At 64.4% G+C, this 20,970-nt stretch carries 20 protein-coding genes; 12 read left to right on the forward strand and 8 right to left on the reverse strand.

Translation table 11 applies throughout. The annotated features are described in order from the left end of the window. The coding region (locus tag EB084_00945) for a hypothetical protein (protein NDD26822.1) at positions 1 to 968 on the forward strand (968 nt) is incomplete at its 5' end. On the opposite strand, the gene EB084_00950 is transcribed toward EB084_00945, so the two are convergent. The 5 genes from EB084_00950 to EB084_00970 form a co-directional block, all read right to left on the reverse strand. Continuing rightward, positions 823 to 1,767 carry an NAD(P)-dependent oxidoreductase gene (locus EB084_00950; GenBank protein NDD26823.1) on the reverse strand — a complete coding sequence of 315 codons (945 nt, stop codon included), beginning with the start codon at positions 1,765 to 1,767 and terminating at the stop codon, positions 823 to 825. The genes EB084_00945 and EB084_00950 overlap by 146 nt on opposite strands. Before the next feature lie 173 nt (positions 1,768 to 1,940). Continuing rightward, positions 1,941 to 3,182 carry a hypothetical protein gene (locus EB084_00955; GenBank protein NDD26824.1) on the reverse strand — a complete coding sequence of 414 codons (1,242 nt, stop codon included), beginning with the start codon at positions 3,180 to 3,182 and terminating at the stop codon, positions 1,941 to 1,943. 135 nt (positions 3,183 to 3,317) lie between these two features. Further along, the gene (locus tag EB084_00960) at positions 3,318 to 3,566 is read right to left on the reverse strand and encodes a hypothetical protein (protein ID NDD26825.1); all 249 of its coding nucleotides are present in this window, start codon (positions 3,564 to 3,566) and stop codon (positions 3,318 to 3,320) included. Positions 3,567 to 3,799: 233 nt separating this feature from the next. Next, positions 3,800 to 5,170 (reverse strand): cystathionine beta-synthase, encoded by a 1,371-nt coding sequence (locus EB084_00965; protein NDD26826.1) that lies wholly within the window; start codon positions 5,168 to 5,170, stop codon positions 3,800 to 3,802. A gap of 461 nt (positions 5,171 to 5,631) precedes the next feature. After that, complete coding sequence (locus tag EB084_00970) at positions 5,632 to 6,687, reverse strand: gfo/Idh/MocA family oxidoreductase (protein ID NDD26827.1); 1,056 nt, start codon at positions 6,685 to 6,687, stop codon at positions 5,632 to 5,634. Positions 6,688 to 6,893: 206 nt separating this feature from the next. On the opposite strand from EB084_00970, the gene EB084_00975 reads away from it, so the two are divergent. The 4 genes from EB084_00975 to EB084_00990 all read left to right on the forward strand — a co-directional run bounded on the left by EB084_00975 (position 6,894) and on the right by EB084_00990 (position 10,201). Continuing rightward, positions 6,894 to 7,295: a RidA family protein gene (locus EB084_00975; GenBank protein ID NDD26828.1), complete on the forward strand. Its 402-nt coding sequence runs from the start codon at positions 6,894 to 6,896 to the stop codon at positions 7,293 to 7,295. Then, positions 7,295 to 8,080: a DUF2993 domain-containing protein gene (locus EB084_00980; GenBank protein NDD26829.1), complete on the forward strand. Its 786-nt coding sequence runs from the start codon at positions 7,295 to 7,297 to the stop codon at positions 8,078 to 8,080. The genes EB084_00975 and EB084_00980 overlap by 1 nt, the downstream gene beginning before the upstream one ends. Before the next feature lie 223 nt (positions 8,081 to 8,303). Then, positions 8,304 to 8,564: a hypothetical protein gene (locus tag EB084_00985; protein ID NDD26830.1), complete on the forward strand. Its 261-nt coding sequence runs from the start codon at positions 8,304 to 8,306 to the stop codon at positions 8,562 to 8,564. 254 nt (positions 8,565 to 8,818) lie between these two features. Then, positions 8,819 to 10,201 (forward strand): hypothetical protein, encoded by a 1,383-nt coding sequence (locus EB084_00990; GenBank protein NDD26831.1) that lies wholly within the window; start codon positions 8,819 to 8,821, stop codon positions 10,199 to 10,201. Positions 10,202 to 10,315: 114 nt separating this feature from the next. Here EB084_00990 and EB084_00995 read toward each other — a convergent pair whose 3' ends face one another. Further along, positions 10,316 to 11,626 (reverse strand): radical SAM protein, encoded by a 1,311-nt coding sequence (locus EB084_00995; protein ID NDD26832.1) that lies wholly within the window; start codon positions 11,624 to 11,626, stop codon positions 10,316 to 10,318. A 231-nt stretch (positions 11,627 to 11,857) separates the two neighbouring features. Between EB084_00995 and EB084_01000 the strand changes: the two genes are divergently transcribed. Together EB084_01000 and mnmA are read left to right on the forward strand one after the other, a co-directional pair. Continuing rightward, entirely contained in the window at positions 11,858 to 13,048 is a 1,191-nt protein-coding gene (locus tag EB084_01000) for a cysteine desulfurase (GenBank protein ID NDD26833.1), read from the forward strand. Continuing rightward, a complete protein-coding gene (gene mnmA, locus EB084_01005; GenBank protein ID NDD26834.1) occupies positions 13,045 to 14,175 on the forward strand; it encodes a tRNA 2-thiouridine(34) synthase MnmA in 1,131 nt (376 codons plus the stop codon). The genes EB084_01000 and mnmA overlap by 4 nt, the downstream gene beginning before the upstream one ends. A gap of 10 nt (positions 14,176 to 14,185) precedes the next feature. On the opposite strand, the gene EB084_01010 is transcribed toward mnmA, so the two are convergent. Then, positions 14,186 to 16,201: a hypothetical protein gene (locus EB084_01010; protein NDD26835.1), complete on the reverse strand. Its 2,016-nt coding sequence runs from the start codon at positions 16,199 to 16,201 to the stop codon at positions 14,186 to 14,188. Positions 16,202 to 16,224: 23 nt separating this feature from the next. Here EB084_01010 and EB084_01015 point away from each other — a divergent pair, with 23 nt between their 5' ends. Both EB084_01015 and EB084_01020 read left to right on the forward strand, forming a co-directional pair. Beyond that, on the forward strand, positions 16,225 to 17,562 hold the full coding sequence (locus EB084_01015; GenBank protein NDD26836.1) for an insulinase family protein: 1,338 nt from the start codon (positions 16,225 to 16,227) through the stop codon (positions 17,560 to 17,562). Beyond that, on the forward strand, positions 17,559 to 18,815 hold the full coding sequence (locus EB084_01020; GenBank protein NDD26837.1) for an insulinase family protein: 1,257 nt from the start codon (positions 17,559 to 17,561) through the stop codon (positions 18,813 to 18,815). Before EB084_01015 ends, EB084_01020 begins: the two co-directional genes overlap by 4 nt. A gap of 30 nt (positions 18,816 to 18,845) precedes the next feature. On the opposite strand, the gene EB084_01025 is transcribed toward EB084_01020, so the two are convergent. Further along, positions 18,846 to 19,286 (reverse strand): hypothetical protein, encoded by a 441-nt coding sequence (locus EB084_01025; protein ID NDD26838.1) that lies wholly within the window; start codon positions 19,284 to 19,286, stop codon positions 18,846 to 18,848. Between the two features lie 170 nt (positions 19,287 to 19,456). On the opposite strand from EB084_01025, the gene flgB reads away from it, so the two are divergent. The 3 genes from flgB (at position 19,457) to EB084_01040 (ending at position 20,871) form a co-directional block, all read left to right on the forward strand. Next, positions 19,457 to 19,948: a flagellar basal body rod protein FlgB gene (gene flgB / locus EB084_01030; GenBank protein NDD26839.1), complete on the forward strand. Its 492-nt coding sequence runs from the start codon at positions 19,457 to 19,459 to the stop codon at positions 19,946 to 19,948. 71 nt (positions 19,949 to 20,019) lie between these two features. After that, positions 20,020 to 20,496, forward strand: coding sequence for a flagellar basal body rod protein FlgC (flgC, locus tag EB084_01035; GenBank protein ID NDD26840.1), 477 nt, complete (start codon positions 20,020 to 20,022; stop codon positions 20,494 to 20,496). A 48-nt stretch (positions 20,497 to 20,544) separates the two neighbouring features. After that, positions 20,545 to 20,871 carry a hypothetical protein gene (locus EB084_01040; GenBank protein ID NDD26841.1) on the forward strand — a complete coding sequence of 109 codons (327 nt, stop codon included), beginning with the start codon at positions 20,545 to 20,547 and terminating at the stop codon, positions 20,869 to 20,871. The last annotated feature ends 99 nt before the right edge of the window (positions 20,872 to 20,970 follow it).

The raw sequence follows: 20,970 nt of genomic DNA on the forward strand, positions 1-20,970 counted from the left end.
TCATCCTTGCTCGTCCCATGACGTCGCCCAGCGCCGCGGTAGATCAGGGAAAGGCAGATGAGCGCCGCCTTTCCACGGCGCGCAAGCAGGCGTCTGAAGACCCGAAGAATCCACAGTGGCCCTACGAGGTGGCCACCATTCTCGAGAGCCAGGGCAACGAGGCGGGAGCGGTTGAGCAGTACAAGGCCGCGCTGGCCATCGATCCGGGGTACCCGCCCGCGCTCCAGCGATTTGCCAGCACCCTCATCATGACGAAGAAGTACGATGAGGCGCGCAAGGTTCTTGTCGACGGCATCGCCGCAGAGAAAGACGCCATTGCGCGCCTGAACAAGTCGCGCGCCAAGGACGAGCCGGAGCTGGCCCCCAACCCTGAGTTCCAGGTGCTCCTCTTCGATGCAGACATGGCGCTCGGTGCGTCTCGCTCGGCAGAGGCACGCGAGGCGCTGCGCACGTTGCTGCGCATCAACCCGACGGTGTTCCCGCGCATGGTGCAAGGCTGGGCATTCAACGTGGCGTTCCAGCAGAACGACAAGAAGATGGCGCTCGCGGGCATCCAGGTGGCCATCGAGGAGGCGGGCGCAGGGCACGAGCAGGCTGCCGCGACTGAGCTCGAAAACCTCAAGAAGACGGTGACCACGATCAATTTCAACGCCGGTCGCGCCGACCTCTGGGGCTCCCGAGGCCACAGGGTCTGGGGCGCCTGGTGCGGCACCCGAAGCCGCGGCTCCATCGGGAGCCGCTTCGAGCGCTGCAACAGCCACGCCTTGAGGTCAAGGCCGTGCGTCAGTGACTCAAGGGCGCTGCCTGCGTGCAGCGCCTTTTTCACGCCTCAGGGCTCGGGCTGGTGCTCTGTGGAGGCGTGCTCTCAGGCACGATTGCCCGGCGCTCACGTCTCGTCGGAGATACGTCTGGCGGGCGTCGGGGCGCTTCGCTCAAGCAGGCGACCAATGCCTCTTCATAGTCTCTGATCTTGAAGCCCTGAAGGCGGTAGAACGTATTGCCCAGAACCACGCGCAGCGGTCGGCGCGCGGGTCGATCGAGCGTTGCCGAGGCCACGGCATGAATCGGAAAGCCCTCATGCCCACCCACACGCAGGATGGTGCGCGCCCAGGCGTGCCAGCTGATTCCATCTCTCTCGCCTGAGTTGGTGATGTGGAAGGTGCCATAGGTACCGCCGCGCACCAGTCGCGCGATTGCCCCGGCGAGGTCGGCGCTGTAGGTGGGCAGCATGAACTCGTCTCCCGTGGCTTCCATCGGACGTCTGTCGGCCGCGCTGCTCAGCACCTGACGCACAAAGTCATCGCCGTTCCTCGAGAACACGCTCTGAGTGCGGACGATGTGGAACTTCTTCAGGTGGTTGCGAACCACCATCTCTGCGGCGGCTTTCGAGTGCCCGAGAACGTTCTGGGGATCAGGCTGGTCCCACTCTGTGTACGGCCCCTTCTTGGCGCCGCTGAAGACATCGCTGGTGCTGATGAGGGCAAATCCCGCGTCGTGCTCGAGGCAGGCCAGCACGAGGTTCTGCGTGGTCAGGACGTTCTGGCGCAACGCTTGCCAGGGCTCGCGCTCGCAGGCGTCTGCGTCGAGCATGCCGTCGGTGTGAATCACGGCCCGAGGGCGTAGGCGCATGAACAGCTCATTCACCCGCTCCGGGTCGGTGAGATCAATGCCGCGCTGACTGACCCCCATGATCTCGAGGTCCTGGCGCATGGCGAGCATGAGGTCGCGCCCGATTGGGGTGTCGCTGCCGGTGACGAGAATCTTCAACGAAGCGGTTTTTCGTGCCGCCTGCGGGGGGTTCCTCGTTCGAGACGTCTCTCTGTGCCCTCACGCTCCTTCATGGAGGCTGCGTTTGCCGGGGCGGGCAATTTCTTCTTTTTGAGGAACAGGAGAGCGTTCGGCGTTCGCGGAGCCTCTTGCAGATGTTCGTGGCGCGCTGTCTACCGACTGGGAGCAACGGGTGCGGATGATGCTGCGGGCGACGCTGCGCCAGGCGAGACCGCGGAAGAGGGAGACGGCATCTCAGGCTCCGGTGTGACTGGGGGCGGACGCGCAGCAGGGGAATCGATCTCGATGGCTTGCAGCAGATCGAGCTGCACAACGCGCTCGAGGGACCTTGGCGGTGGACCGCTCGTGTTGCGAAGGTCGGTGATGTGCCAGAAGTCGACGAGTGTCTGCATCTCGTTGAACACGGATCGGGGGTCGAGCTTCTTGTTGTCGGTCAGCGTGAGCAGGTGCTGATGTTCGAGAAGAGAGGCTACCTCAGACGCAGGATGCTGCGCGTCACGCGCGACCATCTCGATGCCGAGGGTGCGGTCCTTGAGCAGTGCAGCCTCGAGCTCGAACCAGTGCTGCATGAATCGCATCACTTCGGCTCTTCGATTGGAAAGCGCGCCATATCCCACCACGCATATGTCGGTGGGCCAGGAAAGTGCGGGCGAGCTTCTCGCGATGACCTTCGCGTCGCACTCGGTCACGGCGGTCTGCACGAAGGGCTCCCAGAGAACAGCGGCATCAACCCTCTTCAACCGCAGCAGCGAGACAGCGTCGCGGGGGTCGTCAACGTCGACGAAGTGGATCTCTGACAGCAGCACTTTGGCCGAATCGAGGAAGTAGGCCAGAAGTCGCAGGCCGCCGCCTCCGCTCACCACAGCGATGGTCTTGCCCTTGAGATCCGCCACCGACTCGCCCCGTGTCGTGACAAGCGCATCGAAGCCTGTGCTCGTCGCGGTTTCGAAGAGCAGTGCCCCAGGGCTCATCCGGGTCGAGGCGAGCACGAATGAGTCGAGGGTGCCACAAGCCGCATCGATGCGGTTGGCGGCCAGCATCTGCCAGCGCTGCGCTGCGTCTGGCACGACGATGCATTCGATGGCCATGTCGTTTGAGTGGTCTGCGATGAACTTGGGAAGCGCGAGGAAGAGCAGCGCGATCCGACGTTCGTCGACAGCGATTCGAAACGTGTTCGGGTCTCGATGCGATGCTGCTGGCGAAGGCGACACCGCGCCGGAGGGCGCAGCGGATGAAGGCCCTTCGTGTGGTGCAGCGGGAGAGGCTTCGGGCGCGGGAGGCGCAGCTGGGGAGCGCATGAATGGCAGACGCAGACCCACCATCCACATCGCTGCGAAGGCGACGAGGGGGGTGAGCATCAAGAGCACGAGGAGTCGGCGAAGCAGTGTCTTCAATGCGTTTCACGTGCGGGAAAGAGAGGCTGCACAACACATTCTCCGATGCACGGTTGCGTCCTGTCGTTCTCGGAGAACGAAAAACCCCGAGCATCTCTGCTCGGGGTTTCTGCAAGTTGCGCTCGCGGTGCGAGGCTACTTCTTGGGTGCCTTGGCGGCGGCCTTCTTGGCAGGCGCCTTCTTGGCGGGGGCCTTCTTGGCGGGGGCCTTCTTGGCAGGCGCCTTCTTGGCGGGGGCCTTCTTGGCAGCGACCTTCTTGGCAGCGGCCTTCTTGGCGGGGGCCTTCTTCGCGGCGGCGGGCGCGCTCGCAGGCTTCTCCGATTTGGACTTCGCGTCGCCGGTCTTTGACGCTCCGGGTTTCTTGTCGTCGTTGGCAGCAGGCACTCGACTATCCTCCATCGTGTTGTTGGTTGCTTCGATCTTTTACTTGAAAAGATCTCACTATGTGGTCAGTATATCAACCTGATCATGAAGTGTCAATAAGAAGTGGAAACACTTGATGTTGCACGCATGCGATCGCACTGCGCGCACGCATCGACCGTGTTGTCGCGAGCATGAAAAAACGGCGCCATTGCGCCGTTTTTTTTGTTGACCGAAAAGCGTTGCGCGTTGCGAGGTCAATGCCGCATCGTGACTTTTTGGAAGAAGTCGATGAGGTCGATCTTCGTGAGGATGCCCTTGGGCTTTCCGCTCTCCTCCGTGATGATGACGGCCGATCGACCCTCGAGCAGCGCCTGGTAGACCGATGTGATCGGTGTATCGAATGCAAATGTGGGAAGCGGCGCAGACATCACTTCAGCGACATCTTGCGAGAGGACGTGCGGATCCTGGTAGATGAGATTCATCAGCGCAGTCTCCTGCACGGTGCCGGCCAGCGCGTCTCCGCCGTTGATGACGGGCACCTGAGAGATGCTGTGCTCACGCATGATCTCGATGGCGCGCGTCACGGGATCGCTGACGGAGACGGCGAGCAGCGGAGGCAGCTCGGTCTTCTTCTGCCGCAGAACGTCGAGCAGCGTGGGCGCTTCGCTCTCGTATTCCCAGAACCCATGCTCCTTCATGTAGTCGTCGCTGAAGAAGCGTGAGAGATAGTTGCGTCCGCTGTCTGGGAGAAGCACGACAACGACCTTCTCATCATCGAGATGACGGGCCACCTTGAGTGCGCCCCAGACTGCGGCGCCGCAGGAACCGCCCGCGAGAATGCCCTCTTCACGGGCAAGGTGACGCGCGGTGATGAACGCGTCGCGATCGCTCACGATGATCTTCTCGTCGATGATCGACAGATCGATGGTCTCGGGAATGAAGTCTTCACCGATGCCCTCGATCTTGTAAGGGCGGATCTTGTCGGTGGTGTAGAGCGAGCCTTCCGGATCGACCCCCACGATCTTCACGCTGGGCTTGCGCTCCTTGAGATACTTCGCGACACCGCTGATGGTGCCACCCGTTCCCATGCCGGCGACGAAGACGTCGATGCGTCCCTCGGTCTGCTCCCAGATCTCCGGGCCAGTGGTCTCGTAGTGCGTGCGAGGATTCGTGGGGTTGGCATACTGATTCGGTTGAAACGCATTCGGGATCTCTCTCGACAGACGCTCCGCCACCGAGTAGTAGCTCTCTGGCGAGTCTTTCGGCACGGCGGTCGGCGTGATGACGACCTCAGCTCCGTAGGCTTTGAGCAGGCGGATCTTCTCCTGACTCATCTTGTCGGGCATCACGAACACGCACCGATAGCCGCGCAGCGCCGCGGCCATGGCCAGCCCGACACCCGTGTTGCCAGACGTGGGCTCGACGATGGTGCCCCCCTTCTTCAGCAGCCCTCTGCGCTCGGCGTCTTCGATCATCTTGATGCCGATGCGGTCCTTGACGCTTCCGCCGGGGTTGAGCATCTCCAGTTTGGCGAGCACGGTGGGGCGAACCCCCACAGTCATCCGGTTGAGCCTGACCAGCGGTGTGTGACCGATGAGCTCGAGAACGTTGCTTGCGAACTTCATGGGGGCTTCCTCGACGAACCTCTGATGTCGCGAGCCGTGGCCGGGCGTGCACGCGGGAAGTGGACGGCCCAAGGGCACTCGCGCGGAGCAGGCGTTGCTTCGCGAACCCAGGACGCGTTCCTCTTGCAAGCGTGCTTGAATCGCTCTCACGCATGGCGATCATCGGAGCTGATCACGACGAGCGTGCTCGGCCTTTGTTGCTGGGGGGCGAGCGCGGATATTCACGGATACAGTGAATCAGGCAGCACGATGTCAGGCGAGCCTGGCACACGCGCGACGCTCGGCCTGCGCGTCAGCTGGCGCGCGCTATTCGATGGGGGCGCAGCCAGACAGCAGCGACAGGACAGCGATGGCGATGCCCAGCAGGCGCCAGTCGTTGTGGCGAGCGATGACGAAGCAGGACAGCAAGGGGGTGCGCCAGTGCATCGGGGGAGACGCTGTGTCGCGCGGGTCGTTCGATGTCATGTTGGATCTCCTTTCGTTTCCGCCGTTTCGTGGGTTGAACCGACTTCGATCTCACGTTCGAGCATGGCCGACTCGTAGGCGTGCGCGAGGACGCCTGCCAGGCGAAGGCCGTCGTCTGCGTCGCGTGCGGGTGAGTGCCCGTGTCTGCGCACACGGTCGATGAACGCGCGGGCGAGTCGCGCGTGCGCGGCCGACGCATCGAGCTGAGGCTGCAGCACAGATCGGGCCCCCTCGATCTCGAGAACCAGCCGGAGCGGCCACAGCGTTGCTCGACCTCGCTCACCGATGACCTCGATGTGCTCGCAGTCGCTCTCCAGATGCTGGGCCCAGGCTGTCTCGATGAGTGCAGATCGCCCTCCAGCGAACCGTATCAGCACCGTCGCCGCATCTTCTACGCACGCGTCGGCGGGATCAGATGGGCGCGATCGCGTCACCGCACTCACGCGTTCGATGGCCGCGCCGCGCATGAACCGCAAGGAGAGATCGAGCAGGTGCGTTCCGAAGTGGAGCAACGCGCCACCACCGCTGCGCCGCCGATCGGTGCGCCAGCCTTCGGGTCTTCCCTCGCGCTTCGCCACAGTCGCCTGCACGTGGGTGATACGTCCCATGATGTCGCTTTCGATGAGTCGCTCGAGATGCATCACGGCGGGGTCATGGCGACGGGGGAGCGCGAGCGCGTACACGCGGTTGCTCTCTCGCGCCGCGCGCGCTATGGCTTCTGCCTGCGCAACGTTGATGCCGGAAGGGGGCTCGCAGAGAACGTGCTTGCCGGCGCGCAAGGCCTGCTCGGCCACGGGAGCGTGCAGATCGTTGGGCAGCGCGATCACCACCGCGTCGATCTCGGGCATGGCGAGAACGTCGTGCCAGTTCGCTGTGGTCTCACGCACACCGAACTGTCGAAGCGCGGCCAGCAGCGCTGCCTGCTGGACGTCGCACACCACGAGCGGGAGCACGTCTTCCATCTGCGAGAAGATCGGCAGATGGATAGCGCGCAGCGCGTGCCCTCCTCCGATGAAGCCCATGCGGATCACACTTGACACATCTGCGCACATTGGCGCAGCGCCATGTTTTCCCTGTCACGATCTGCGCTCGTCACCGTGATGGGAATGACAGGAACGGCGGGAGGACTTGCGGGCGCAACGCCCGTAAGGACGTTGCAGGCGAGTCCCGGCCATCACGACGCTGGGCGCGCTTCGGTCGACGTTCGGTCACGCGCATCGCGGATCGCGCAGCGTGCATCGCTTTGGGGAGAACAAGCATGTCTGACACCTCTTCACCTCATCAGGTGGTCCATTCCGATGGCGCGCCACGTGCCATCGGTCCGTACTCGCAAGCCATCGCCGCGGGGGACTGGATCTTCTCAGCGGGGCAGCTGGGGCTCGATCCGGCCACAGGCGAGCTTGTTGACGGCGGTGTGCAGGAGCAGACCCGTCGCGCGCTCGAGAACATCAAGGCGGTGCTCGAGGCCGCGGGTGCGTCTCTGCGTGACGTCGTCAAGGCGACCATCTACGTTGTCGATCTCGGAGACTACAAGCTGGTGAACGCGCTGTGGGCCGAGTACTTCCCCGTGGCCCCGCCGGCGCGCACCACCGTTCAGGTGGCCGCGCTCCCGCGGGGAGGGCTCATCGAGTTCGATGTCGTGGCGCACCGACAGGGCTGATGGGCATCACGCGGTCCGCCCTGATGCGTGGGGGATTTCGCTTGATCTCGCGTGATCGGTCGGCGCTTGTCATCCGCGTGCTGCTGATCGCCGACGTGCTCGTCGGCGGCCTGCTCGCTTTCTGCCTCGGTCCGGGCCCCGCCTGGGTCGAGGCGCGCGCGCGTGGCCGGCTGCAGCGCGCGCTGGGGCCCGCGAGCGCCTACGCGGTCGAGGTGGGGGCGAGCTGGATCGATCTTGCCGCTGGCGACGTTCCTGTCATGCGCTTCAACGCGCGCGATCTGACACTGCCGGACGGTCTGCAGGTCGACCGCCTCGACGCCAGGGTCGAGGGCATGCACCTCCAGGGCTCGCGCATCACGGCACTCACGCGTGTGGCGTTTCGCGCGCGCATCCTGCAATCCGCGCTGAACCGCTATCTGCCCATCCGTCCGAAGCGCCTGCCCCTGGAGCCCCGGGTGAGCCTCACCCTCACCGAGGGAAGGGTGGAGGTGCGATCGGCCAACGTGCTGCTGAGCCTGGCCCTGCCCCTGCGAGCCATCGGTCGCCTCCAGGTGACCTCGCCGACCCGTCTCACCTTCACGGTTGACCAAGGCAGCTTTGGTGTCGAGCGATTGCCAGAGATGCTGCGAGCGCTCACGGTTCTCGACCTCGACGACTCCCCCTTTGGCGTTCGCATCCGCAGCCTTCGCGTCGGCGAAGGCTGCATCGAAGTCGACGGTGACGCGGCACCGCCCTTGCCTCTCGAGATGTCTGCGGCCGCGAGCGGGGCTTCGTCGAGCCATTGAAGGAGTTTGCTCCGATGTGATGAACTGTGGGGGCCTGTCCTCCGGCGATGCGCCGGTGAAGAGGGGGCTGTTCGTCTGTGAAACGACGATAGCGCCCGTGACAACGCAGATTTTCATGTACAGAGACACGTGTCCACTGCCTCGGCTCTGGCTGGGCGTTCCGCATCTGGCGGTCCGACCAGCCAGCATCGAGGCAGCCAATATCAATTGAGGTGAATGAGAAATGGCCAAAGGTTCTTCCAAGAAGCCCGGAGATCCGAAGTGCCGCAGTTGCCGCGGCCTTCTCGAGGGGCGCCCCACCGTTCGAATCGGTGGATACAAATGGCACCAGGAGTGTGCCGAGAAGAAGGGCAAGCACGTTCCCCGCGAGTACCGTGAGCCGCGGGTGAAGAAGACCGAGGCGCCCGCTGAGGCGGCTGAGACCGTCGAGATGGCTGTGGTCGAAGAGGTCGCGGTCGAGGTTGCCGAGGAGACCGTCGCCTAGGTTCGATCTCCGGCCTGACTACCTGTCCATCCAACGAGCGGCTCTTGAGGCCGCTCGTTATCGTTCTGCCTGGAACGGGTTGCTCTACCGCCGGCTGTGCGCCAGGCACGGGGCTTCGGGGAAAGGAGAAAGAGCAGGTCAATTCGGGGCGGTGGGGAATCTCTTTTGAACGACCTGCGGTGGAACACCACGCAGGAGACCGGTGCTACGCCCCGTCACAGGCGCTGCTGGTGCACCGAAGAGGAGGTAGACACTTGAGCGTTCGCATCGACGTCTTTTCTCGGGCCGCGGCGGTCCTCACGATGGTCGCGCTGCTGGCGGGTTGCATCAACGGTGCAACGGTACGCACGGGCAGCAAGGATACCGGTGGCGGCGGTGGTGGAGGCACGCCGACCCCCGCGCCCACCTCGTCTGCCTCTCCGTCAGGCAGCGCAACGCCTTCGGTCAGCGGAAGCGTGGCCCTCGACAGCGGCAAGACCAACATCTTCGATGTGACATCTGATGATACGTTCGTGTACTACACGGTTCAGGTGTCGAACAACGGGTTCTTGTATGCCGTTCCCAAGAGCAGCACGGGCACCGCGGTTCCCATCAAGCTGGCCGACAGCGGCTTCGTCAACCGACCGTGGGGGGTTGCCTGCGATCCCGGCACGACAGGCTACGTCTACGTCGTCGACAACCTCACGTCGAACCAGGGCAAGCTCTACCGCGTTCCGAAGCCGGTGGGCGGGGCGTCTGCCGGCAATCCCGAGCTCATCTGCGGCAACATGCAGGCGCCAACCTTCGTCCGCATCCAGGGGTCGAGTGTTCAGGGCGGGGCCACCCTCTATGTGTCAGAGAACATCCCCAGCGGCCGCATCTACCGCTTCAACAACACGTTCGGGTCATCTGCCAGCCTCAACCAGGACGCGAACCAGAAGGCCTTCATCGTGTTCGGGGCCCAGTCGACGCCGCCGTACAACATGCACCTGTTCTCGGTGAAGGCGGGAACGGCGACCTCACCGAGCACCTACCTGTTCTTCACGCGCATGGACGGCGGCCTGCTCTCCGCCACCCAGAACGCGGTGTGCTATGTCAACACCCAGAACCAGCCTCCCCAGGGCGGCTACCCGGAGAGCTCGCAGTTCGTCGTCACCGTGGCGACCGGACTCATCTTCCCCACCGACGTGTGGCTGCACCAGCGCGGATCTGAGCTCGAGGTCATGTGGCCTGAGTTCAGCCAGACCCTCGGTGGCGTGCGCAAGGCGAAGTTCACCGACACGGCAGTGCGCGGAACCTCCATCGGCGTCGGCACCGGATCGGTGTCGACGCTTCCGCCCACCAGCCTGAGAGTCGACGAGACCACCGGTGTCGCCTATGTGTCGCGAAATGCCCAGCAGGTCAATGGGGGCGGTTTCGTCACCATCAACCTGGCCACTGACGTGGCGACCGCGCTCACCTTCTCCAACAACGGGAGCGTGTCCGGAGGTGTGAACTTCCCGTGGCAGTTCATCGGTGAGCCTGGCTTCGGTCTTGTGGCCACCGAGTTCCAGCTCGGGCAGCCGTCTACCCAGCCGTCGAGTCTGGTGCGCCTTGTCACCAACGTCGACTTCAGCCCGCCGGTGCAGTCAGACGGAAACTACTACGTCAGTCCCTAGAAGCGGTGCGCCTGCGAGTCTCTCGGCCGCAGGGCATTCGTGACAGGTTGAAGGCCTCCAGCACACGGTGCTGGAGGCCGTCAACCTGTCGGGGGGACGGCGACTCGACTCGCTTCAGCGGTAGGACATGCCGCCTGGAGCAGCCGCGGGTTCGGGCATCACGAAGCAGTTGGGGTCGATGGCGCTGCCGCTCTGGGTCGCCATGATGGCACGAATGCGGCAACCGCCTCGGCACGAAGAGAAGTAGTCGCACTTGTGACAGGTCTCGTTACCGGGGAAGCCGCGGAACTTCTTGAAGGCTTCGGCGGTCTGCCAGATCTCCTTGATGCTCTGCTGCTTCACGTTGCCCGCGGGGAAGTAGTCCATCGTGAAGGAGCACGGGGCCACATTCCCCTGTGAGCTGACGTAGCAGTAGAGATTGGCCCCCACGCAACCGAATCCGCGATAGATGACCTTGCGCTGCGTGCGGTACGGGAAGTGGGCCATCTCGATTCGCACAGACGAGTTCTCGGCGATGCGGGTGATGGCCTTGAACACGGTCTCGGCTTCTGCCTTGCTCAGCATCATGCGCGGGTCTTGCGCCGCGAAGCCCTGGGGCTTCACATAATCGACGCTCCACGTGTCGCACTTCAGCTTCTGCACCATTCTTGCCAGCGTGAGCAGCTCGGTCTGGTTCTGCTTCATGATGGTGGTGTGAATGGTGATGGGCGTCTTCTCGAAGATCTCGCGCAGGGCCTTGATGCCGCGCATCGCGCGTCGATACGCGCCCTTCTTCCCGCGGAAGTAGTCGTACGACTTCTCGGTCGAACCGTCGAAGCTCACACGAATGCTCTTCAAGCCGACTTCTGCGAGCTTCTTGGCGGTCACGCGGCTCACGAACAGGCCGGTCGTGGACAGGTTCACGCTCAGCCCCTTCTGACGCGCGTAGGTGACGATGTTCACGATGTCGGGGCGCATGAACGGCTCACCGCCCGCGATGGTGACCTCACACACGCCGCTGGCCGCCATGTCGTCGAAGAGCCGCTGCAGCTCTTCGAGCGAGAGCTCACCGGGTGCCGCGTCGCGTGACTTCTGCGAGCAGTGGCGGCATCTCAGCTGACACTCCTGGGTGACGGTCAGGTGGACGCGGAGCGGCGCAGAGATGATGTTCATGGCGGGCGTTGTGGGCAGCATCTCGCCGGTGAACCGACCGCTGGCGTCGAGCAGGTCAATGGATTGGCACAGCTGCACGAACGTCTGGAACGACTGCTGCGTGAGGCGGCCATCCATGTTCTTGAAGACCGTGTCTATCGGGTGCTTGAGGCTCTCTTCGAAGATGAACGTGGCGTCCCAGTCGAAGGGGATGTAGTCGCCGCGCTCGCGGTCGTAGATGAGCGATCCGAAGTACTCTTTGCGGCCCACAAAGCGCTTGTGGCTGCTCGCCATGTATGTGTTCGTCTCCCGCTGGAAGGGTCGCGCCGCTCGTCGGGCGCGCACGTACAACCTGGCTCAGGGGTAGGGAAGCACGCTTCCTGAATGAAGAGTTCTCACGCTTTTTCGACAGTTCCGACACATTCCCTCTCACACGGCCCTGGGGGACCTCTGACGTGTGGACCGCTGCGGAGGAACAGTCGAGATGCGCTTGCGACCCCCTGTCGCGCGTGCTATACTCCGCGCATGCACGCGCATCTCGACTGCGGTGTCCACCTCGACTGGGCGGCCGGCGCGCCTCTCGCGCAGGTCGCGCGCGAGCGCATGACCACGTTCCTGGCCTGGGGAGGCGGCAATCCGTCGAGCACCCATCGCCGCGGGAAGCAGGCGCGTCTCGCCGTGCAGGATGCGCGTGAGGCGGTGGCCAGGCTCATCGGCGCAGATCCGTCGTGCGTTGTCTTCACCAGTGGCGCCACCGAGGCTGACAACCTGGCCTTGCGCGGAGGCGCCTGGTCGGCCCGCGAGGGGAGCGGTCGTCGACATGTGCTGGTGAGCGCCATCGAGCATCCTGCGGTGCTCCGGGCGGCTGACCAGCTCTCTCGCGAAGGGTTCGACATCGAGCGTGTCTCGGTCGGGCGCAGCGGCGTGGCCATCGCGGAGCGGTTCGCAGAGCGGCTCCGCGCCGATACCGCGCTGGTCTCCCTGATGGCGGTCAACAACGAGGTGGGCACGGTGCAGCCCATCGCCTCCGTGGCCGCGCTTGCGCACCAGGCGGGCGCCCTCTTCCACTGTGACGCGGTGCAGGCCGTGGGATGGCAGGCTCTCGACGTGCTCTCGCTGGGGGTCGACCTGCTCACCGTCTCATCGCACAAGCTCGGCGGCCCTCCCGGCGTGGGCGCGCTCTACGTTCGTGAAGGCCTTGACCTGGTTCCCCAGGTCGTTGGAGGAGAGCAGGAGAACCGCCGTCGCGCAGGCACGGAGAACGTCCTCGGGATCGTGGGGCTGGGTGCCGTTGCCGACCAGGTAGCGCGCGAGAGAGGTGCTGCATGTCAGCGCTTGCGCGATCTCGAGCGTCAGCTCGTCGAAGGTGTTCTCGCTCGGGTGCCGCGCGCCGCGCGTCTCGGGGACCCGGGTGCGCACGCGCCCCACATCGCGTGCTTCCTTCTCGATGACGTGGATGGTGAGACCCTGCTGTTCTCGCTCGACATGGCGGGCATCGCGGCATCCAGCGGTGCGGCCTGCGCCAGTCGCAGCCTCGAGCCTTCCCCCACGCTCCTGGCCATGGGTCTTGCCCGGGCTGAGGCCTCGAGCGCGCTGCGCCTGTCGTGGGGCTGTTCGACCACGGATGGCGATGTGGCGAGGCTTCTCGAGGCACTGCCCCGCCTCGTGGAGCAGAATCGTGCCGCGTCTCGCCGCGCATCGCGTGTTGCGCCATGACCAGGCGCATCGACGCGCCCGCTGAGTGCGCCGTGCCCGCGTCCGCGTCACAAGGCCGCGTCGCCGTTGCCATGAGCGGAGGGGTCGATTCATCGGTGGTGGCGGGGCTCCTGGCCAGAGAGGGCCACGATTGCGTCGGGCTCACCATGCAGACCTGGCCTGCCAGCACCCACACTGGCACAAAGGTCAGAGGGTGCTGCTCGGTCCGGGAGGTGCTCGACGCCGAGCAGGTGGCGGAACGTCTCGGGCTGCCCCACTACGTGCTGAACATCCGCGATGATTTCGAAGCCACCGTCATCGATGACTTCGTTCGTGAGTACGCGGCGGGCCGAACGCCCAACCCGTGCGTGCGATGCAATCAGCACATCAAGTTCGCCCTGTTCCTCGATCGCGCGCGCGCACTGGGCGCGCAGCGCGTGGCGACAGGTCATTATGCCCGCATCGCGTGGCATGCCGAGAGCGCGCGATGGAGATTGCTGCGTGGGCGTGACCGGAGCAAGGACCAGTCGTACGTGCTTCACACGATGACGCAGGATCAGCTGGCGCACACGCTCTTTCCCCTGGGCGATCTCACCAAGGAAGAGACACGCGCACTCGCGCGCGACATGGGCCTGCGCGTCGCGGGCAAGCCGGACAGTGTGGAGATATGCTTCCTCCCCCAGGGGAACCACGCCGCCTTCGTGGCGCGGCGTGCGCCAGACGCTGTGCGCCCGGGCCCCATCGTCGATCTCGAGGGCCGGGTTCTCGGCGAGCATCTCGGTCTGGCGCACTACACCGTCGGTCAGCGGCGAGGCCTCGGCCTCTCATCGACGCAGCCGCGCTATGTGGTTCGCCTGGATCCCGCTTCGAATGCCGTTGTCGTGGGTGGGGTCGAGGCGCTCGACTGCACGGTGTTCACCGCATCTTCACCGAACTGGATATCGCTTGCGTCGCTCGATGCGCCGATGGAGGTCTCAGCGCAGGTGCGATACGGGGCCATCGACCTTCCGGCTCGGGTGGCGCCGACGGCAGGCGGGCGGGTCGAGGTCCGTCTGCACGCCCCCGCGCGTGCGGTAGCCCCAGGGCAGTCGGTCGTGTTCTACGACGGCGACGTGGTGGTTGGAGGCGCGACCATCGAGCGCGCCTGAGCGGCCTTGATCAGCGGGCGATGACGGCCGCGCCGCTCAGGCCGCTCAGCGGGATCTGATCGCGGACGCTGCTCGAGGCCGTGTCGATGATGGTCACGCCTCCGGGCGTTCCCGTGCAGATCACCCACAGCTCGTCTCTTGCCGCGGTGGTCAAGAGGCGCGACGGGAGCGAGCCCGTGCTGATCTGCTTGATCAACGCCCCCTTCGCGGTGTCGAACACGAAGACGCCGCGACTGGCGGCCATGGCGACATACAGCTTTCCGCCATCGGCAGAGAGCACCGCCGCCACCGGCTGGCTTCCGCCGCCGAGGTCGGTGATGGTCTGCTTCACCTCGTGGGTGTCGGTGTCGATGACCGCAAGGGCGTCGGGCTGCTGGAGGCACACCCAGAGCTGATCGGCGCCTTCGCGCGTCGGGGCGACCGCAAGGCCCCAGGGGGTGCCTGGAACGGTCACCACCGCGCTCGTCTTGCTCGTGTCCGGGTCGACGAACGATACGGTCTGGTCCTTGCCGTTCGAGACGAACAGCAGCGCGCCGTTCGACGAGACGGCCAGATCGTGCGGCTGGTTTCCCACAGAGACGATGCCCTGCATCTGTGGTGGGTCTAGATTGACGTTCACGCGAGAGACGTTGCGTGTGCTCTCGTGAAGCGTGTAGAGGAGCCCGTGTCTCTCATCGACGATCATGCGCGTCGGACTCATGTCGACGCTGATCACGGGGAACTTCTCGGGTGGGAGATCGGTCTCCGTCGCGAAGCGCAGGATGCGGTTGGAGCCTGCGTCAGACACGTAGAGCCATCCCATGTGCGTGGCAAGATCGCCGATGTTGGCGGTGAGCGTCTGGCTGTCGGCGATCTTTCGATCGGCCACCCGCGTGGCGATGAGCTGATGGTTGCCTTGTGCGAGATAGGCGACAGCACCGCTCTTCTTGTAGGTGATGCCGGGGTGCGTCACCCAGTAGGCCGCGATGAGCACGACCATCAGCGCGACCCCCTCGCCCACCACGTACTTCAGGGGCTGAGAGGCAAAGCGCAGCGCCCACGCCTTCACCGTCTCGCCCATGGGGGGCGCTTCCCTGGCGACGGGCATGATGACCGTGGCGGCGCTTCTCTTCGATTCGGTGGTCTTGGGGGCTTCGGGAAGGGGATGCAGGGCCTGATCGAGCGCCACACGGATCTCGTCGAAGCTGCTGTGGGTCTTGTCAGCCGTGCCCTGCAGCAGCTGGTTGAGCAGCGCAGCGGTTGCCGGGCTGAGGGCTGTCGCTGCCGGCAGGACGTCGTGGCTGGGGTGCTGCTTCGTCAGCAGAACGCACAACGTATCGGCGAAGCGGCGGAACTCGCGACGCACGTCAGCCGGATCGTCGGCGAAGACGTTGCCGGGATCTTCGGCGCGAAAGAACCGGTCGAGTCCGAAGTTCACGAGCTTGATTCTCTCGTCGGGCGTGAGAATCACGTGCGACGGGTCGAGCGCGTCGAAGATGAAGGGGCGCGGACGGTTGTGCAGGTACGCGAGGGCGTCGCAGATCTGCAGGCCCCAGGGCAGGACCTGGGACTCGCCCAGCGGGTTCACGCTCATGTCGCTCAAGACCTGGAGAGAGACCCCGTCGACGTGTTCCATCACCACATACTCGCGACGCGCCTCGTTGAAGGTCTCGAGTATGCGGGGAAGGTTGGTGTGCTCGAACTGCATCGCCGACTCGACGGCTTCGAGGAAGCGCCCCCGGCGGTTCGCCAGCGTGGTCTCATCGAGTTCAGGAGAGGGAATGAGCTCCTTCACGACCCACGTGCGGTCGGTCACCTTGAGGTCGCGGGCGAGGTAGACCCCTCCAGCGTTGCTGAACGAGATCACCTTCTTGATCTGGTAACGGTTGTTCAGGAGTGTGCCAGGGGCCAGCTCGAAGCTCATCTCGCCTGGAGACTTCGAATGGATACCCCAAAGTCCTCCGCGTCCACAGGAACGCGGTCGCGGGCGCACGAAGCCCGCAACGCCGAGCGCGCGCCGAATCGGGCAGCGTGCCCAGCGGTCCATTCAAGCGAAGAGGAACCGTCAGCATGTCCCACAGACCGGGGTCTGCCTTCCCGCTCAGTGCCAGAGGCGCCTCAGATGAGGCGCACGATTTCGATTTCCTCGCCTCTGACGTGCAGCGGCACGTGCTCCCGAACGGGCTCACCATTCTCGTGAAGGAGGTCTATCCCGCCTCGGTGGTAGGTCTCTCGATATGGTCTCGCGTGGGCTCTCTCGACGAGGTCGACGCCAATGCTGGCATCTCCCACTTCCTCGAGCACATGTTGTTCAAGGGCACGCCGAGGCGCCCCGTCGGACGCATCGCGCAAGAGGTCCATTCCATCGGCGGCTACCTCAACGGCTTCACATCGTACGACTGCACCTGCTACTGGATCGTGTCGCCGTCTCGCTGCTTCTCCACAGCGCTCGACATCGAGGTTGACGCCATCTTGAACCCGCTGCTCGATCCGGACGAGATCGCCCGAGAGGCGCAGGTCATCGTGGAAGAGCTCAAGATGTACGAGGACAAGCCCGACTCCTATCTCTATCAGAAGCTCATGGCCACGGCGTTCCAGACCCATCGGTATGGGCGCCCGGTCATCGGGTTCGAGAGCGTCGTGCAGGCCATGACCGCCGAGCAGCTCGAGGCCCACTACCGTCGCTTCTATCGTCCCAACAATCTCTGCGTGGCCGTCGTGGGCGACATCGAGGCGGCCCGGGTCATTGCCGAGATCGAGGCGCAGCTCGGACATCTCCAGCCTGGCGAGGTGATGCGTGACGGACTCGCGCCCGAACCTGTGCAGGTGACGGCACGCGGCTGCCATCTCGAGGGTGATATCACCACCGCCCATCTGCAGATGGGGTTTCACACGCCGAGCGTGTTCCACGATGATGCGCACGCGTGCGACATCCTCTCCTCCATCCTGGGAGAGGGACGCTCGTCTCGTCTCTACCGTCGTCTTCGCGAGCGTGACGGCATGGTCACGGGCGTGAGCGCGAGTCTCTTTGCGGGGAGCCACCCTGGGCTCTTTGTCATCGACGCGACGCTGCCCCCGGATCGCGTCGATGACGCATTCGAGGCAGTGCAGCAGGAAATCGATCGACTGTCTCAAGAGGGCGTGCAAGAGCACGAGCTGGTGAAGGCGCGCAATGCGGTCGAGGCCGGGCATGTCTTCTCCCAGGAGACGGTAGAAGGGCAGGGGCGTCAGCTCGGCTATCACGAGATGCTGGGCGACTATCGCCTCGCCGAGCAGTACGTCGAGCGCCTGTATCGCGTCACGGCTGATGATGTGGTGCGTGCCGCCCGCACCTATCTCACGCCGCAGCGCTGCAACCTCGTCACCTATCGGCCGAGGGGCGCTGTCTCTCCGCGGAGCCTGGCATGAGCCGGACACGCCGCGAAGCCCCTCCCGTAGAGATTTCCCGCACGACGGGTGGAACGACCATCATCGTCAAGGAGAACCATTCGGTCCCCATCGTATCTGTGGCGCTCTATCTGCGGGGGGGCGCGATGGCCGAGGTCGAGGGGCGTCAGGGAATCACCACGCTCATGCAGCGCATGCTCATGAAGGGAACGGCCACGCGCAGCAACGAGGACATCGCAGACGCCCTCGAGTTCGTGGGGGCGACCATGGCGCCGTTCACGGGCAAGGACGTCTTCGGCGCCACGCTGAACGTGCTCTCGAAGCATCTGCCGGCCGCGCTCGAGGTGTTCGCCGACTGCTTGACGCGACCCGCGCTTCCGGAAGCGCACCTCGAGCAGGAGCGAAGCGTTCTCATCAGTGACATCGAGAAGCGGCGCGACGACAGCCTGTCGCTCTGCCTCGAGCTGTGTGAGCGCGAGCTCTTCCAGGGCCACTCGTACCGTTTCCCCGTCTCGGGGGACATCGATTCGCTGCGCGGTCTCACGGCAGAAGATCTGCGCGCGTGGCATCACCGGTTCTATCGCGCTGACATGATGTCGATTGCGATTGTGGGCGATGTGGAGGCCGCTCGCGCGCGTGACCTCGTGGCCGCGGCCCTCGGGGGGCTTCCCAAGGGAGAGGGGCTCGTCTCCCCTGTTGAGGGTCTCGGGTCGATTCACGCGCCGCGCGAGGTTCTCGAGACCCGGGAGAAGCGCCAGTCGGCCGTGGCTCTCGGGTTTCGTGGCCCCGCCTGCGGCCATGCCGACTTTGCCGCGTTCGATGTTCTCGACCACGTTCTCAGCGGGATGGGGTCTCGCCTCTTCCTCGAGCTGCGCGACAAGCAAGGCCTTGGCTACGTGGTCAACAGCACCTTCGATGCCCGTGCGCAGGCGGGGGCCTTCAAGCTGTACCTCGGAACCAGCGAGGATCGACGTGCCCGGGCGCGAGCCGCGCTCGAGGAACAGGTTGTCCGGCTGCGTGAGGAGGCTGTGGGAGACGAGGAGATGGAGCGCACGCGGCGCTACATGCTGGGTCTCCATGAGATCGCCCTGCAGCGCAACAGCGCTCAGGCCTCGCGTCTTGCGTTCTACGAGATCATGGGCCTGGGATGGCGCTTCGTCGATGACTATGCGGCGCGCGTCGAGGCGGTGCAGTCGGCTGACGTGCTGCGGGTAGCGCAGACCTATCTCGACCCCGCGCGGCGCGTGGTGGCCGAGGTGGCGTCTCGCGGGTGAGCGGCAAGCGCGTCGCGCGCTCAGGCCGACCTAGACGGCGCGCTGCTGGGCCTCGAGGTCGATGAGGGAGATGAAGTCTTCGATCATGCCTCGGGCTTCTGGGTCGTTCAGGATGACGCGCTTCAGCCGGGCCTCCATCTGAGGGTACCCGGGGTCGTCCTTGATCCGGCCCCCGAACTTCTTCTCGAATGCAGACGAGACAAGCTTCTGAGTGGCGTCATCGAGAAAGGTCTCGGAGTTGCGGTCCATGTTTGCGATCTCGTCGCGTGCGGCCTCGAGGAAGGCCTCGAACTGGGGCTTGGAGAGCCGTGCCGCCTCCGCGCTGAACTCGGAGACGTCGCTCATCGGGCTTCCGCCGTCAACCGACTCCATGCGGGCTTCCTTGATCTTCTTGTTGACCTGGAGCCGCACCTCATCAGTGGCGGGAAGGCCTTGAAGCCCAGACGCTTTCAGCGGATCGATGGGATCCATTCGGCGGACAGTACCTCCTTGCTGCTGTGAGTTATATCACGCGCCGGCCGGCAAAGTAAAGCCCGGAGAGCGGGAAGGGTCGCCGAGCCCTATGCATCGCCTTCGAGGCGTGTTATACTCCGGAAGCCAGCAGCGCGAAAAAGTTTACATTGTTCACAGACCGGACGGCAATGTTAACATGCGTGCAACAAATCGGCAAGAAGTTCGTAACACCGGTCTTTTATGATGGCGGCAAGATCCAGTGGCACGATTGCCACATTCCTCACACTCGGAGGGACTCGATGGACGCGTTCGGCTCATATTTCGGAACCGGCATGCTCGAGAAGGCGCTCGACGCGGCGGCACTCCGCCAGCAAGTCATCGCCAACAACATCGCCAATCTCAACACCGATGGATATCGTCCGCAGGCGGTTGCGTTCGAAGAGCGCCTGCAAGAGGCGTGCCAGCAGGCATCCGACGACGATCCGAACAGCGGCGGCTTCCCCAGCGCCGTCCAGCTGGCCAGTGTAGAGCCTGAGGTCGAGACCAAGACCGGCCGTGTCGACATCAGCCGCGAGTCTGTGAACCTCGGCAAGAACCAGATTCTCTACAATGCCCTCACCCAGAAGATCTCGGGGTACCTGGGCGCACTCAAGTACGTCGTCGACAACAGCGGTCGTTAGTCTCAGGCAGGGCGAGCTGTGACTGGCGACGGTGCCAGGGCTCGTGACAGAGGGATGGAGGAAGCGTGGCAATGAACTTCTTCAGCAGCATGGATACCGCCTCAAGCGCCATGAGCGCCGAGCGGTTCCGGATGGATGTCATCTCCCAGAACATCGCGAATGCGAACACCCAGAACACGGTGGCAGGCACCCCGTACCGCCGCCAGGTGGCCAGCATCACAAGCGCCACCGACACGGGTGGCAAGCCGTTCGCGCTGCCGGTGGGGCTCGACGACGATGATGACGGCCCCAAGTTCCGCGGCCAGGGCGTTCAGGTGTCGGCGGTTCAGCAAGATCAGTCAGACTTCCGCTACGTGTACGACCCGACCAACCCGAATGCCCAGAAAGAGGGCAAGTGGAAGGGCTACGTGGCCATGCCCAACGTGAACATCATCAACGAGATGACCGACCTCATCGCTGCCAGTCGCGCCTACGAGGCGTCGGCGACCGCGGTGGAGTCTGCGAAGGGCATCGCGATGAAAGGTCTCGAGATCAGCGCGGGCCGTTAGGCTGAGCAGTAGGATTCATCCCCCCCATCGAAGCGAGGAGGTACCCAGATGTCGGTTTCACCCTTTGCCCCCATCACCCCAGGCGTATCGTCGAAGGCTGATCTGAGCGCGGTCAACGGCGCCAAGGCCTTCAAGCTCGATGAAGGCGAGAAGAAGGAGTCGTTCCCGAACCTCTTCATGAGCTTCCTCCAGAATGCCAACGACTCCCAGAACAAAGCGGGAGAGTACACGAAGGCGCTGGTGACGGGCAAGCTCACCAACACCCACGAGATGACCATCGCTGGCGCCAAGTCGGAAGTGATGCTGCATCTGGTGACGCAGATCACCTCCAAGCTCTCTTCCGCAGCGACGACGCTGTTCCAGATGCAGATCTGACGGAGACGGGCGGTCTGCGAGAGGCGCGTGATAGAGAGACGAGCGCTTCTCGAGCCTGAGCGGACATGTTTGTTGGCGGCGGCTGCTCCCTCGAGGGGA

The sequence above is a fragment of the Pseudomonadota bacterium genome (genome assembly GCA_010028905.1).
GTDB lineage: Bacteria > Vulcanimicrobiota > Xenobia > RGZZ01 > RGZZ01 > RGZZ01.